Raw genomic sequence first — 14,337 nt, 5'->3', positions numbered from 1 at the left:
CAGCTTGACGCATCGGCCAGCACGCGACAATTTCGATATGCCGAAACCCCATTTCGGCTCGCATTAACCCGTAATACGCCTAATGTCGCAAAGCGTGCAGCGGCGCAATAATGACCCTGCCCTTCAACGGACCCGCTCATGCATTTCGATCTTGTCGATCTGAAGCTCTTCATTCACATCGCTGAAGCAAGCAGCCTGACTCGCGGCGCCGAGCGGGCGCATCTGTCGTTGCCGGCCGCGAGCACGCGAATCAAGAATCTCGAAGAGCAGGTCGGGGTAAAGCTGCTGAGCCGCACCAGTCAAGGCGTGACGCTCACCGCGCCGGGCGAAACGCTGTTGCTGCATGCACGCCGGGTCTTTCAGCAACTCGAACAGCTGACCGGCGATCTGCAGGAATATGCGAACGGCGTGAAGGGCCACGTGCGGGTTTTTGCGAACACCACCGCGATGAGCGAGTTTCTGCCGGCGGTGCTACGCACCTATCTGATCAATCATCCCGACGTGAACGTCGATATGCACGAGCGTCTGAGCCCGGACATCGTGAAGGCGGTGCAGGAAGGCACCGTCGATATCGGCATCGTCGCGGGCAATGTGCGCACCGACGGGCTCGAAGTCATGCCGTACCGGCGCGACCGTCTGGTGCTGGCGACCGCGCTCAGTCACCCGCTCGCGCAGCACAAGAAGATCGCGTTCGCGTCGACGCTCGACTATGACTTCATCGGCCCGCCTGAGGCCAGCGCGATTTACGGCTTTCTGAAGCGCGCATCGGCCGAATTGCAGCGCACGATGCGCTGGCGCATTCAGGTCAGCAACTTCGAAGCCGCGTGCCGGATGATCGAGGCGAACATCGGCATCGGCGTGCTGCCCGAAGGCACCGCGCGCCGTCATGCGCAAACCATGGCACTGCGTATCGTCCCGCTCACCGACGAATGGGCGGTGCGCAAGCTGCAAATCTGTGTCGCGAACCGGCAGGCGTTGCCGCTGTTCGCGCGCAAGCTGGTCGATCTGCTGGTGGCCGATGGGGTGGGACGGGTCGAATAGCGTCGCCCCTGCATCAGCGCTTGCATTGGCGCCTGCATCACGCGTCAGCGCGCGAAATACATATCGTGCAGCGCGTCCACATTCACCTCGGCCGCGCGCGCCGACAACGTGACCTTGCCGCCCTGCATCAGATACACCTGATCGGCCAGCCGCAACGCCATATTGGTGTTCTGCTCGACGAGCACGATGGTGCGTCCCTCGGCCTTCAGCCGCGCCAGAATCTCGAACACTTCCTGCACGATCACCGGCGCGAGCCCGAGCGACGGCTCGTCGATCAACAGCAATTGCGGCGACGACATCAGCCCGCGCCCTAATGCGAGCATCTGTGCCTGGCCGCCCGACAACGTGCCGGCCGGCAATGCGCGCCGCTCCTTCAGCAGCGGAAACAGCGTGAAGACTTCTTCGAGCTGCGTTTTCGCGGCGCCGCGGCGCGCCTTCGGAAACGCGCCGAGCATCAGGTTCTCCTCGATCGACATGTCGCGGAAAATCATCCGCCCTTCCGGCACCATCGCAATGCCGCGCTCCGGCAAGTCCCATGTCGGCACACCGGCGAGCGACGCGCCGTCATAGATGATCTGGCCGCGCTGCAACGGCAGCAGCCCCATGATCGCGCGCAGCAGCGTGGTCTTGCCCGCGCCGTTCGGCCCGACGATCGTCGTCACCTCGCCGCGCGCGACCTTCAACGACACGTCCCACAGCACGTTGATCGCGCCATAGCCGGCTCGCACCGCGTTCATCTCAAGCATCGATCACCTCTCCGGTATAGCTCTTCACGACGGCCGGATCGCGGAACACTTCGGCCGGGGGACCATCGGCGATCAACTCGCCGAAGTTCAGCACGCAGACGCGTCGGCATAGATTCATCACGGTCTCGATGTCGTGCTCGATGATCAGGATGCCGACCTGATAACGCTCGTGCACCTCCAGCAAGGTCTTCATGAAGCGGCGCTTGCTGGCGGTTTCGAGCCCGCCGAGTACTTCGTCGAGCAGCAGCAGTTTCGGCGCGGTCGCGAGCGCCTTCGCGACTTCGAGCGCCTTCAGTTCGGTCAGCGCGAGTTCGGTCGCCGCATTGCGCGTGGCCTTGCCGCTCAGATCGAGAAACTCGAGGATCCCATCGATGCGCGCATGATTGATCTGGCCGGCGCCGAAGCGCTGCGCGACCAGCAGGTTCTCGCGTACGGTCAGCTCGTGCATCGGCTGCGGCACCTGGAACGTGCGGCCGATGCCGAGTCGCGCGCGCCGGTGCAGCGAGGTCTTCAGCATGTCCTGACCGTCGAAGCTGATCGAGCCTTGCGTGGGCCGCACGAGACCGGAGATCGCGTTGAACAGCGTGGTCTTGCCCGCGCCGTTCGGGCCGACGAGTCCAACCAGATCGTTCGTGCCGACTTCCATCGATACGTTATTGACCGCGGTGATGCCGCCGAAGCGGATCGTCACGTTGCGCAGTTGCAGGTCAGCTTGCGGCATACGCGCCTCGCTTGTTTTTGCGCCATGCGATCGCCGTGAGTCCGGACGGACTGACGATGATCATCGCGACCAGCAGGATGCCGAGCACGATCTGATGGCCGGTCGGCAGCACGTTCTTCAGGAACAGTTGATCGATCAGGTACACGACCACCGCGCCGGCCAGCGGTCCGCCGATCGTCCGGTAACCGCCGAAGATCGCCGCGATGATCGGCACCACCGCCCACGACGAATTGAACGCGTAGTCGGGTTCGAGAAAGTTGATGTAGTGCGCGTTGAACGCGCCGACGAGCCCCGTCATCAGCGCGGACAGCATCAGCATCGACAGTTTCAGCATCACGCTGTTCACGCCGACCACGCGGGTCGCGTCTTCGGATTCGTGCATCGCGCGCAACGCGAGGCCGATGTAGCTGCGCCGCAGGAAGTGATAGACCAGCGCGAACAGCAGCACCAAGGTGAGGATCACCAGGTAATTGCCGGTCTTCGAGCCGAACTCGAAACCGGCGACGGTCGGCAAACCGGGAATGCTGGACAGCCCGCCCGAGCCGCCGGTAAGCCCGGCGAACTGGGTCGCGAGAATACGAAAGATCTGCGCATACGCGAGAATCGCCAGCGCGAAATACGGTCCCTTCAGACGCAGCGCCGGCAGCATCGCGAGCGACGCGACCACCGCGCCGGCCCCGCCGGCGAGCATCGCCGGAAACACCGGCCAGCCGGCCTTCAGCGTCAGCAGCGCGGAGATATAGGACCCCACGCCGAAGAACGCGGCGTGGCCGAAGCTCACCATCCCGCCGAGATTGCCGAGCAGCGCCCACGCGAGCGCGATGCCGGCGATCGTCAGCGACGCGACCGCGAGACTCATCAGGTACAGGTCATGGCCGAGCGCGAGCGGCACGCCGAGATACAGCGCGAGCACCAATACGGCCAGCAGCAGTTTGCGCGTGATCGTCATCCTCTTCTCCTCGCCACACCGAACAGGCCGTTTGGCAGTACGTACAACACCAGCAGAAACAGCAGCATCCCGGCCAGTTCCTGCAACGCCGAGCTATACAGCGTGACGGTCAGCGCCTCGGCGATGCCGAGCAGCATCGCGCCGAGCAGCACGCCAGGAATCGAGCCGACGCCCGCCAGCACCGTGATGATGAATGCCTTGACCGTCATCGCTTCGCCGATCGACGGCTGGATCGCGCTGCTCGCATACATCGCGACGCCCGCGCACGACGCCAGCACGCCGGCGACGATGAACGACACCAGTTCGGTCCGGCCCGGATTGATGCCCATCAGCCGCGCGGCGTCGCGATTGCTCGAAATCGCCCGCACCGCGCGCCCGTACCACGAGCGCGACAGCCACCACCACAACGCGCCCATCAGCACGACGCTGATGCCGAACGACAGCAGTTCGCTGCGCATGCTCAGCACGTTGCCGAGCATCACGCTGTCCTGCAGCCATGCGGAATTGGTCGAACGCACGTCGGCGCCCCAGATCAGCAGCACGCCGTTGGTCAGGATGATGCCGAGACCGTAGGTGAGGATCAGCGAGTTCAGTTCGCGGTCGCGCGCGATCCGGCTGACCAGATACCACGCGGCGGCGGCGGCCACGCAGACCACCGGCATCGCGGCCGGAATCGCGAGCACCGGATTGAGGCCGAGCCGCGTCTCGAACGAATACGCGATGTACGCGGCGAGCAGCACGAGTTCGCCGTGCGCGAGATTGATGATGCGCATCGAGCCGAACACCAGCGCGAGCCCCAGGGCGACGAGCGCATAAGCGCCGCCGACCAGCACGCCGGAGTAAAGCGACTGCAGGATCAGATCGGTCATGACGACTCCTCGATGGACAGGCCGCGACGCTCGCGAGCGGGCGCGCGCAGTGTGACCGGCAGGGTCCGCATCACCACGGCTGCGCCGGATAGTTGAGCTTGCCGGTGGCCTTCTCCTTCGGCCAGATCACGACGACCTTGCCGTCCTGGATCTGCGCCATGCTGTTCAGGAAAGCCGGGTTTTCGCCGCGATTGTCGAAATGCACGGTGCCGATCAGCGTGTCGAACGGCTGCGCGCGCAACTCGCTGGCCACCCCGCCGCTCTTGAGCGTGCCTTTATCCGACGCTTTCGCTAGCGCGTCGAACAGTACCGTCGACTGCACGTACGAAAACTCGGCCAGATAATCCGGGTCCTTGTTATAGGCCTTCCGATACGCGGCGACGAACGCCTTGCCTTCCGGTGACGCGAACTGCACCGGATGCGGCAGCATCGCGTTACCCACTACGTTGTTCACGAGGTCAGGAAACTCGGCCGCCATCTTCGGCGTGACGAGCGCCCAGCTGCCGATCACCGCCTTCACCGGCGGCTTGAGCACCTTGGCCGCGCGCAGAATGCCGATGTAGTCGTTCTCGTAGCCCATCATCACCATGACGTCGGGCTTGTCCTGCAGCTTGATCTTGTTGACGATCGGCTTGAAGTCGGTCATCGACGGATCGAATTCGTGCACCGTGACTTTCACGCCCTTCGCGGTCAGCGCGGAACTGACGTCTTTCGACAGATCGGTCGGCGCCTGTTTGGTCGACGACACGATCGACACCGACTTCACGTTCATATCGGTCAGCACGCCGATCATCGTTTTCGCGTAGCCGGACGCAGGTCCGACGCGAAAGAAGTTCTTCAGCCCGCGCGAAGTCATTGCGCTATCCACCGCGCCGGACGTGATGTACACGAGGCCGGCTTTATCGGCCGCTTCGGAGGCCGGGCTCACCGAGTTCGAACCGTAGCCGCCGGTAATCGCAAGCACGCCTTGTGACGCGAGTTTTTCCACCGCCGACACGGCCTTCGCCGGCTGCGCTTCGTCGTCGATCACGGTGAGCTTGACCGTGTGCTTCGGATCGCGCTGATTGAACATGTCGGCGGCGATCCGGATGCCTTCGAGCTGCGCAGTGCCGGCGCGCGCCATGCCGCCGGTCAACGGCAATTCGACGCCGACCGGCAGATCGGCGGCTTGCGCGCACGCGCCGAACGCGAACGCCGACACGGCGGCGAGAAATTTCAGCGACGCCGCGAGCGGCGCGTGAGAGAGGCGGGTCATAGGTGTCTCCTGCTTTTTAATTGGACGGGCCCGACGTGAGGAATGGCGATTCTTGGTTTGCTTCCGTCGGGCCCGTTGCGTTTCATTAGCGCGCCGCGGCTCGCATCATGTTGCGGGCGATCAGGATCTGCTGGATCTGGCTGGTGCCTTCGTAAATGCGGAAAATCCGCACGTCGCGATAGAAGCGCTCGATCCCGTACTCGGACATATAACCGGCGCCGCCATGAATCTGCACCGCGCGATCGGCGACCCGTCCGCACATTTCCGATGCGAACAGCTTCGCGCACGACGCCTCGGTGCTGACGTTCTCGCCGTTGTCGCGTTTGCGCGCCGCGTCGAGCACCATGCAGCGCGCCGCGTACAGTTCGGTCTGACTATCGGCGAGCATCGCCTGAATCAGCTGGAATTCGCCGATCGGCTGGCCGAACTGCTTGCGCTCCATCGCGTAGCGCAGCGCGTCGTCGAGCATTCGCTGCGCGACGCCGACGCAGATCGCGGCGATATGAATGCGGCCTTTATCGAGCACCTTCATCGCGGTTTTAAAGCCGACGCCTTCCTTGCCGCCGATCACGTTCTCCGCCGGCACGCGGCAGTTTTCGAAAATGACGTCGCAGGTATGCGCGCCTTTCTGGCCCATCTTGCGATCGCGCTTGCCGAAGCTGATGCCCGGCGTATTCGCGTCGACGATGAACGCGCTGATGCCGGCCGCGCGCGGCTCATCGGGATTGGTGCGCGCCATCAGCGTGAAGATGCCCGCTTGCGGCGCGTTGGTGATGAAGCGCTTGGTGCCGTTCACCACGTAATGATCGCCGTCGCGTACCGCGCGGGTTTTGAGCGCCGCCGCATCCGAGCCGCATTCGGGTTCGGTCAGCGCGAAACTCGCGAGCGTGTCGCCGCTGGCCAGCTTCGGCAGCCACTTCGCTTTCTGCTCTTCGGTGCCGTCGATCACGATGCCTTGCGAACCGATGCCAACCGTGGTGCCGAAGATCGAACGGAACGCGGGCGATGTCTTGCCCATTTCGAACATCACCAGTACTTCCTCTTCCATCGTCAGGTCGAGGCCGCCGTACTGCTCGGGGATCGTCAGCCCGAACAGACCGAGCGCCTTCATGTCGTCGACGATATCGGCGGGAATCTCGTCCGTTTCGGCGACGCGTTCTTCGTTCGGCACCAGACGGTCGCGCACGAAGCGCGCGACGTTGTCGAGCAGAACGTTCATGGTTTCCTGATCGCGGATCATCGTTGCTTGACCTCTTTCGTGATGAAGATATGAATGGTGCGCGTGTTCACCACGGCACGCCCGGATAGACCGGTTTGGCGGTCGCATAGTCGGCGGGCCAGACCACCGCGAGCTTGCCGTCGGGCGTGAACTGGCCCATATGCGCGACGTAACCGGGGTTGTCGCCGCGTGGGTCGAAACTGACCTTGCCGAGGAAGGTGCCGTCGCCGGCGCTCTGGCGCAGCGTGTCGGCGAGGCCGCCCTTGTCGAGTGCGCCGCTTTTCTGCGCGCGGGCAATCGCGTCGAACAGCAATTGCGCGTACGCGAACGAAGTCTGCGACTGATAGTTCGAGTCGGTCTTGAAGAGGCGTTTGTAGGTATCGGAGAATTCGCGCTGATCGGCCGAGCGATAGTCGGCCGGCGACGCGAGCACCGTCGCGCCGTACACTTTCGGCACGAGGTCGGGGAACGACGCGGCCATCTTCGGGCTCGCGAATGCCCACGGCGCGGCAATCGCCTTCAGGTTCGGCTTCAGTACTTTCGCCGCGCGCAGAATGCCGACGTAGTCGTTCTCGTAGCCGATCATCGCCATCGCTTCCGACTTGTCCTGAAGCTTCACCTTGTTGACGATCGGTTTGAAGTCGGTCATCGACGGATCGAACGCGTGCAACGACGTGGTTACGCCTTTCGCTTTCAGTGCGGTGTCCAGTTGCTGCGCGAGATCGCTGGTCGCGTCTTTGGTCGAATAAACGATCGACACGGACTTTACGCCGAGCTGGTCGAACAGACCTGCCATCCCTTTCGTATAACCGGGCGTGTTGCTGACGCGAAAGAAGTTCTTCAGGCCGCGGCGCACCATGTCGTCGCTGGTGCCGCCCGAGGTCATGTAGACGATGCCGGCCTTGCTGGCCGCCTCGGACGCAGGGCCCGCGCAATTCGAATTGGCCGCGCCGGCAATCGCGACGACGTTCTGCGACGCGAGCTTCTCGACCGCGGCGACGGCTTTGGCGGGATTCGATTCGTCGTCGATCGCGACCAGCGTGATCCTGTTCTGCGGATTGCGGCGGTTGTAGACATCGGCGGCGACCTGGATGCCGCGGTACATTTCGGTGCCCGCCTGCGCGAGCGAACCGGTCAGCGGCAACTCGACGCCGACTCGCCATTCGGTGGCATTGGCGCTCGATGCGGCCGCGAACGACAGTGCAGCGGCGACCATGCTCGCGGCCCGCCGGCCGCGCAACGCGAATTGCTTCATGTCTCCTCCGTGGCCTTGAGCGGCCTGTTTTCGAGGTGAGGCCGGCGGCTGCCGATGGGCTCGCGCCGGGTGCTACTTGAAGTGCTGCCGGTTCATTTTTTTCAGCGCTGCTGGTTGATGCTCGGTTCGTTGCCTTATTCGTGCGTCTGCGACTCCGCCGCAAGCTCGCGCAGCTTCTGCTTCAGCAGCTTGCCGCTCGCGGTGGTCGGGATCGCATCGATGCGCACGATCTGCGTCGGGCGCTTGTACGCGGAAAGACGGTCGGCCAGATAGTCGCGCAGTTCTTGCGCGTCGAAGTCAGCGTCTTCCTTCACTTCGACGTATGCGATCACTTCCTCGTTACCGTCGGCGGTCATGCGGCCGACCACCGCCGACTGCTTGACCGGTTCATAGGTATTGATCACCGATTCGACTTCGATCGGATAGACATTGAAGCCGGACCGGATGATCAGATCCTTCGTACGCCCAACGATAAACAGCGCGCCGTCGTCACCCAGCCGGCCGATATCGCCGGTATTGAGCCAGCCGCCCGGCCGCAGCGCCTCCGCGGTCTGTTCGGGCGCGCGGTAGTAACCGCGCATCACGCCGGGGCCGCGCACCCACAGCTCGCCGGGCGCGCCGCGGGCGACGTCGTCGCCATTCGCATCGACGATGCGCAGCTCCGCGCCCTCGACGATTTCGCCCGACGCGCAATCGCTGCGCGGACGCTCCATTCGCGTGATGAACAGTGAACCCGCGTATTCGGTCATTCCATAGCCGTGATGAAGCGGCTGGCCGAACAGCGCCTCGACATCCTTTTTCAGCGTCGGGTCCAGCGGACCGCCGCCGGTATACAGGTAGCGCAGTTTCGACGTGAAGCGCAAGCCGCCCTGCTCGCGTACCTGCGCGACGATGCGCGTGAACATCGTCGGCACGCCTTGCAGGATCGAGATTTCGTCGGCGGCTAACGCGCCGAGCACTTCCTCCGCGCTGAAGCGCGCGGCGAGCAGCAGACTTGCGCCCGCCTGGAAGGTTGCGAGCAGTAGCGTCGCGAGGCCGAAGATGTGCGATACCGGCATTACCGCGTACGCGCAATCGGCGGGCGTCATGTTGCGCGAGGTCGCCGACACGCGCGCGAAATGCAGCAGGCCGCGATGCGTCGCCATCACGCCTTTGGGCTTACCGGTGGTGCCCGACGTATAGATCAGCACCGCGACTTCGCGCGCGAGCGCTTCGGGCTCACGCGGCGAATTCGAATCGTGCGCGCCGAGCATCAACGGACCGAGACCGGCCGGCGCGATTTCGCGCGCACGATAGCGCACGCCGTGCCGAACCGCATCGGGCGAGGCCGCTTGCGTAAATAGCATCAGACGCGGCTGGCAATGCGCGCGGATCGCCTCGATCTCGCGCTCGGACAGCCGTGCATTGACGATCGCGGGCCACGCGCCGAGCTCCGATAACGCGAACAGCAGCGTGATCACCGCGGTGCAATTCTCGGCGACGATCATCACCCGATCGCCGCAGCCGACCTCCTGCTCGCGCAGAAACTGCATCGCGGCTTCGATGTTCTGCCACAGCTGTCCAAAGCTCAATTGCGCGCCGTCCTCGCGGATCGCGATTGCGGCCGGCGTGCTGGCGGCCCAATAACGCGGAATGTCGCTGATCTTGTGCGGCTCCGGTACAGCCAATGTCATGGTCCGTTTCCCCTGTGCTGCGCGATGCGTCGATGCATCGCTGACTGGCTGCCAGTGTGTTCGAGCCGCGCGGCGCCAACAATTTGTTTTCAGCGAAGTGGGGATTCGGCGTGGCTTAACCTGGTAGTTTTACCGACGGGTAGTCCCGGGCTTTTAAGGGGGTTTAGTTCGGCGATTCGGCCACGTTGGGCGGGACCGCGTGTCAACGCGCCAACTGTCCCGCCAGTTCAGCCGACTATTTGAGCCCGAGCCGTTTGGCGAGCCGATTCAGATTAGCCCGGTCGAGCCCGAGTTCGCGCGCGACAGCGGCCCAGTTCTGTTTGTTGCGCTCCAGCGCATCGAGCACCAGGTTGCGTTCGAACTCGGTGACCGCCGTGCGGAAATCCTTCGCTTCGCCCGGCGGCTGCGCTTCGGCCGGCGCCGTTGCTTCGGGTTCCTGTATATCGGACAACGCAAAGTCGGCGGCGGTCAACGTGAGAATGCGCCGGCGCTCGCGATTGGCGGCCAACGCCTTCAGCGCGCTGCGCCCGATCAGATGCTCGAGCTCACGCACGTTGCCGGGCCACGAGTAACGCAGCAACGCGGCCTGCGCATCTGCTGCGAGACGCAGACTCAGTAGGCCGAGCCGCGAGCGGTTGTCTTCGAGAAAAAACCCCGCGAGCAGCAACACGTCGCGGCCGCGCTCGCGCAACGGCGGCACGCGCAGCGGGTAGACGCTCAAGCGGTGATACAGGTCGGCGCGAAAGCGCCCCGCGCGTACTTCCTCTGCCAGATCGCGATTCGTCGCCGCGATCATCCGCACATCCACGCGATGTTCGTGGTCCGAACCAATCCGCTGCAACTGACCGTTCTGCAGCACCCGCAAAAGCTTGGCCTGCACGGCGAGCGGCAGTTCGCCGACCTCGTCGAGGAAAATCGTGCCGCCGTCCGCGAGTTCGAACTTGCCGCGCCGGTCCGCCGACGCGCCCGAGAACGCGCCGCGCACGTGACCGAACAGTTCGCTCTCGACCAGCGTGTCGGGCAAGGCCGCGCAATTCAGGCTGACGAGCGGCTTGTTCGAGCGCGGCGACAACGCGTGAATCGCGTTCGCGACCAGCTCCTTGCCGACGCCGGTCTCGCCGGTCACCAGCACGGTCAGATCGCTGGCGGCGACTACCTCGATTTCCTTCATCAGCCGACGATGCGCGTCGCTGCTGCCGATCATCTCGCGACGGCTCTCGCTGCTTGCCTGGCGATACGCTTCGGCGCGGCGCTGCGCCTCCTCGCCGTTGCGCGCCAACGCATCGATGCGTTCGACCACGCTCACGGTCGCGGCCGCCAGACCGAGAAACGCCTGCAGCGACGAGAAGTCGATCGAGTCGAAGCGCGCCGGGTCCAGCGCGTCGAGCGTCAGGAGTCCCCACGGCTCGCCGCGAATGAATAGCGGGCAGCCGAGACAGTCATGCACTTCGAGATGGCCGGCCACGTCTTGCACGACGCCGTCGTACGGATCTGGTAGCTCGGAATCCGCGGCGAAACGGGTCGGGCCCGGTTGCGCGAGGATCTGCTGGAAGCGCGGATGTTCGGCAACGCGAAAGCGCCGCCCCAGCGTATCGCTGCTCAGACCGTCGATTGCGAGCGGCACCAGCGTGTCGCCCTCGAGACGCAGCAGCGCGGCGGCGTCGCCCGGAAACATATCGCGCAGCGCGCTGAGCAGGCGGCGATAACGCTCGCGCTCGGACAACTCGCGCGACAGATCCAGAATCAGCGGCGTCAACACGTCGAGCACCGCCTGGGTAGTCAATCCGATTAGGGGTTGAGTCTTTTCGACCAGTGTCGAATTAACCATTTAGAACGCCAGATCGTTGATTTCACGCCATTTTATACCTGGCACGAATCGTGGATAGTAAAGAACGTCTGCCGAAACCGGCTGTAATACTTGCTGATAGACAGACTTTTACGGACTCTCATCAGGATCAAATCATTATGCTATCCGCCGAACACCGCGCCATTATCAAAGCAACCGTGCCGCTCCTCGAAAGCGGCGGCGAGGCGCTCACCACGCACTTCTACAACCTGATGCTCAGCGAGCATCCTGAAGTACGCCCGATGTTCAATCAGGCCAATCAGGCGAGCGGCGCGCAGCCGCGCGCGCTCGCCAACGGCGTGCTGATGTATGCGCGTCATATCGATCAGCTCGAACAACTGGGTGGGCTCGTCGCGCAGATCATCAACAAACACGTGACGCTCAATGTTCAGCCCGACCACTACCCGATCGTCGGCAAGTGCCTGCTGCGCGCGATTCGCGAAGTACTGGGCGCGGAAGTCGCGACCGATGCGGTGATCGAAGCGTGGGCCGCCGCGTATCACCAACTCGCCGATCTGCTAATCGGCCTCGAAGAGAAAATTTACGCCGATCACGAAGCGGCGCCCGGCGGCTGGCGCGGCACGCGACTGTTCCGCGTCGCGCGCAAGGAGCGTGAAAGCGACGAGATCACGTCGTTCTATCTGCGTCCGGCCGACGGCGGCGAACTGCTCGCGTTCGAACCGGGGCAGTACATCGGCGTGCGTCTGGTGATCGATGGAGAAGAAGTGCGCCGCAACTATTCGCTGTCGGCAATGGGCGATGGCCGCGAATACCGGATCAGCGTGAAGCGCGAAGCGAACGGCACCGTGTCGAAATACCTGCATGAGCGAGTCAACGAAAACGATACGGTCGAACTGTTCCCGCCGGCCGGCGAATTCACGCTGCAGCCCGGCGACAAGCCGCTGGTGCTGATTAGCGGCGGCGTCGGTATCACACCGACGATGGCGATGCTGCAGGCCGCGCTGAAAACGAATCGTCCGGTGCACTTCATTCATGCGGCCCGTCATGGCGGCGTGCATGCGTTCCGCGGCGCGATCGATGCATTGGCCGCGCGTCATCCGCAACTGAAGCGCTTCTATTGCTACGAGGAACGCCGTGCGGGCGATGCCGACGCGCATGAAATCGGCTATCTGAACGAAGCGAGTCTGAACAGGTGTCTGCCGGAAACGCGCGACGTCGACGTGTATTTCCTTGGACCGGTCGCGTTCATGAACGCGATCAAGAAAGGGCTGAAGGCACTGGGCGTGCCTGAATCGCAGAGCCGTTATGAGTTCTTCGGGCCGGCCGCGGCGCTCGAATAAGACGTTCGAGGTACTGAGTATCGGCCTGCGGTGAGACCGTGGACATGCGTGTATGCCGGGCGAGAGTTCTCACCCGGCGTGCATCAGCGCTCCCTTCTACGGCGAAACGCCCACCAACCAGTCAGGCCGGTAAAGCCGGCGACCAGCAACACCATTACCCAGAAGCCGTGCTTGTTCTCGGCGAGAGGAATGCCGCCGACGTTCATCCCGAAGAAGCCCGCGATGATATTGATCGGCATTGCCAGCACCGTGACGAGCGTCAGCGTGAAGAGCGTGCGGTTGTTCTGCTCTTCGAGCCGCGCGGTGATTTCTTCCTGCAGCAACCTGACCCGTTCGATCAGCCCAGCCACATCCGAGAGCACCACCGAAAACTCTTCCGTCGATTCGCGCAGATCCTGCACGTCTTCCGTATGCAGCCAGCGCGGCGGCCTTGCGAGCAGGCGGAAAATTGCGCCGGGCTCGGGTGCGAGCATCCGCTGCAAGCGCGTCAGCGTACGGCGCATCGCGCCGAGATCGAGCCGGTTCTGGGTCGGCCGTTGTGACAGGAAACGGTCCTCGATCCGGTCGACGTCGGCACTCGTGCGACGCACGATCTGCACGAGCAAATCGGCCTGGTCGCGCATCAGATGGACCAGCAATTCGACCGGTGACCTGAAGATTTCGCCATCGCGCACCGACGCGCGCAGACGGTCCACCGAGCGCAGCGGCTTCAGGCGCGCGGTAATGATCAGGCGTTTGTGCGCGTAGATCCACAGCGTCGCGATTTCGGACGGAATGAATTCGAGGTTGAACATCACGTCGTTGACGACCGCGCGCAACGCGCCGTCCGCGTGTTCGATCCGCGTCGAATGAGAGCCTTCCTGCAACGCATCGAAGAAGGTTTCCGGCAGATCGAGTTGCGAGCGCATCCAGCGTTCGCTCGCGCTGTGCGCGAGATTGAAATGCAGCCACAGAAACTCGTCGGCTTCGTTTGCCGCGATGGCCGCATCGTCGTTACGCTCGCGAAACCATTCGACCACTTCGCCGGCGTCGATCGGCCGCCCCGCCTGGGTCGGCGAGAAGCGGAATCCGCAGACCATGCCGGTCGAGTCCGCGCCATAGGTTTGCAACAGCAGATCAGATCTCATAGGTCACTCGACGCCGGCGTTCCGGGAGGAATATCGGAGCATAGCGTGGCCAGGAGAAAGGCGGTTAACGCTGGAGCTTTACGGCGTTGTGTCGGGTCGAGGTGGGCGGATTGTCACGATAACGTCACGCGACAGCGTCAGTCCGCGCTTTGTCGTGCGCTTGATCGTTCGTTTCATCGTGCGTTTCGGCGCGTATTGCACCGATTTTCGCGCGTAAACGCCAGAACCCCGGCGCTCTTTCGGAGACACCGGGGTTCTGGACATACAGCATAAGGAGCCTGACGATTACCTACTTTCACACGGGCAATCCGCACTATCATCGGCGTAGAGTCGTT

At 63.5% G+C, this 14,337-nt stretch carries 12 protein-coding genes; 2 read left to right on the top strand and 10 right to left on the bottom strand.

Features of this window, described 5'->3' with window-relative positions; genetic code table 11:
* Positions 1–138: 138 nt before the first annotated feature.
* Positions 139–1,041: a LysR substrate-binding domain-containing protein gene (locus tag LJ656_RS33325; RefSeq protein ID WP_230513703.1), complete on the top strand. Its 903-nt coding sequence runs from the start codon at positions 139–141 to the stop codon at positions 1,039–1,041.
* Between the two features lie 44 nt (positions 1,042–1,085).
* Here the strand turns inward: LJ656_RS33325 and LJ656_RS33320 are convergent, their stop codons facing one another.
* The 9 genes from LJ656_RS33320 to norR all read right to left on the bottom strand — a co-directional run bounded on the left by LJ656_RS33320 (position 1,086) and on the right by norR (position 11,556).
* Complete coding sequence (locus LJ656_RS33320; RefSeq protein WP_230513702.1) at positions 1,086–1,787, bottom strand: ABC transporter ATP-binding protein; 702 nt, start codon at positions 1,785–1,787, stop codon at positions 1,086–1,088.
* Entirely contained in the window at positions 1,780–2,508 is a 729-nt protein-coding gene (locus tag LJ656_RS33315; RefSeq protein WP_230513701.1) for an ABC transporter ATP-binding protein, read from the bottom strand. The genes LJ656_RS33320 and LJ656_RS33315 overlap by 8 nt, the downstream gene beginning before the upstream one ends.
* Complete coding sequence (locus LJ656_RS33310; RefSeq protein WP_230513700.1) at positions 2,495–3,457, bottom strand: branched-chain amino acid ABC transporter permease; 963 nt, start codon at positions 3,455–3,457, stop codon at positions 2,495–2,497. The genes LJ656_RS33315 and LJ656_RS33310 overlap by 14 nt, the downstream gene beginning before the upstream one ends.
* Positions 3,454–4,326, bottom strand: a complete 873-nt coding sequence (locus tag LJ656_RS33305) for a branched-chain amino acid ABC transporter permease (protein WP_230513699.1) — start codon at positions 4,324–4,326, stop codon at positions 3,454–3,456. Before LJ656_RS33305 ends, LJ656_RS33310 begins: the two co-directional genes overlap by 4 nt.
* Before the next feature lie 70 nt (positions 4,327–4,396).
* Entirely contained in the window at positions 4,397–5,581 is a 1,185-nt protein-coding gene (locus LJ656_RS33300) for an ABC transporter substrate-binding protein (protein ID WP_230513698.1), read from the bottom strand.
* A gap of 85 nt (positions 5,582–5,666) precedes the next feature.
* Complete coding sequence (locus tag LJ656_RS33295; protein WP_230513697.1) at positions 5,667–6,821, bottom strand: acyl-CoA dehydrogenase family protein; 1,155 nt, start codon at positions 6,819–6,821, stop codon at positions 5,667–5,669.
* 46 nt (positions 6,822–6,867) lie between these two features.
* Positions 6,868–8,055 (bottom strand): ABC transporter substrate-binding protein, encoded by a 1,188-nt coding sequence (locus LJ656_RS33290; protein ID WP_230513696.1) that lies wholly within the window; start codon positions 8,053–8,055, stop codon positions 6,868–6,870.
* Between the two features lie 134 nt (positions 8,056–8,189).
* Positions 8,190–9,728, bottom strand: coding sequence for a class I adenylate-forming enzyme family protein (locus tag LJ656_RS33285; RefSeq protein ID WP_230513695.1), 1,539 nt, complete (start codon positions 9,726–9,728; stop codon positions 8,190–8,192).
* A gap of 235 nt (positions 9,729–9,963) precedes the next feature.
* Positions 9,964–11,556 (bottom strand): nitric oxide reductase transcriptional regulator NorR, encoded by a 1,593-nt coding sequence (norR, locus tag LJ656_RS33280; RefSeq protein ID WP_230513694.1) that lies wholly within the window; start codon positions 11,554–11,556, stop codon positions 9,964–9,966.
* 137 nt (positions 11,557–11,693) lie between these two features.
* Between norR and hmpA the strand changes: the two genes are divergently transcribed.
* Positions 11,694–12,875, top strand: a complete 1,182-nt coding sequence (hmpA, locus tag LJ656_RS33275; protein WP_230513693.1) for an NO-inducible flavohemoprotein — start codon at positions 11,694–11,696, stop codon at positions 12,873–12,875.
* Between the two features lie 83 nt (positions 12,876–12,958).
* Here the strand turns inward: hmpA and LJ656_RS33270 are convergent, their stop codons facing one another.
* Positions 12,959–14,002, bottom strand: coding sequence for a transporter (locus LJ656_RS33270; protein ID WP_230513692.1), 1,044 nt, complete (start codon positions 14,000–14,002; stop codon positions 12,959–12,961).
* Between the last annotated feature and the right edge of the window lie 335 nt (positions 14,003–14,337).

The organism is Paraburkholderia sejongensis (genome assembly GCF_020880815.1).
In the GTDB taxonomy this organism is placed as follows: domain Bacteria; phylum Pseudomonadota; class Gammaproteobacteria; order Burkholderiales; family Burkholderiaceae; genus Paraburkholderia; species Paraburkholderia sejongensis.
This window is presented reverse-complemented; position numbering and strand designations above follow the sequence as displayed.

Excerpts from the sequence above, each read along its gene's own strand:
- LJ656_RS33315 (WP_230513701.1), bottom strand. The coding sequence starts at position 2,508 with ATGCCGCAAGCTGACCTGCAACTGCGCAACGTGACGATCCGCTTCGGC.
- LJ656_RS33320 (WP_230513702.1), bottom strand. The coding sequence starts at position 1,787 with ATGCTTGAGATGAACGCGGTGCGAGCCGGCTATGGCGCGATCAACGTG.
- LJ656_RS33310 (WP_230513700.1), bottom strand. The coding sequence starts at position 3,457 with ATGACGATCACGCGCAAACTGCTGCTGGCCGTATTGGTGCTCGCGCTG.
- LJ656_RS33300 (WP_230513698.1), bottom strand. The coding sequence starts at position 5,581 with ATGACCCGCCTCTCTCACGCGCCGCTCGCGGCGTCGCTGAAATTTCTC.
- norR (WP_230513694.1), bottom strand. The coding sequence starts at position 11,556 with ATGGTTAATTCGACACTGGTCGAAAAGACTCAACCCCTAATCGGATTG.
- LJ656_RS33305 (WP_230513699.1), bottom strand. The coding sequence starts at position 4,326 with ATGACCGATCTGATCCTGCAGTCGCTTTACTCCGGCGTGCTGGTCGGC.
- LJ656_RS33285 (WP_230513695.1), bottom strand. The coding sequence starts at position 9,728 with ATGACATTGGCTGTACCGGAGCCGCACAAGATCAGCGACATTCCGCGT.
- LJ656_RS33295 (WP_230513697.1), bottom strand. The coding sequence starts at position 6,821 with ATGATCCGCGATCAGGAAACCATGAACGTTCTGCTCGACAACGTCGCG.
- LJ656_RS33270 (WP_230513692.1), bottom strand. The coding sequence starts at position 14,002 with ATGAGATCTGATCTGCTGTTGCAAACCTATGGCGCGGACTCGACCGGC.
- LJ656_RS33325 (WP_230513703.1), top strand. The coding sequence starts at position 139 with ATGCATTTCGATCTTGTCGATCTGAAGCTCTTCATTCACATCGCTGAA.
- hmpA (WP_230513693.1), top strand. The coding sequence starts at position 11,694 with ATGCTATCCGCCGAACACCGCGCCATTATCAAAGCAACCGTGCCGCTC.
- LJ656_RS33290 (WP_230513696.1), bottom strand. The coding sequence starts at position 8,055 with ATGAAGCAATTCGCGTTGCGCGGCCGGCGGGCCGCGAGCATGGTCGCC.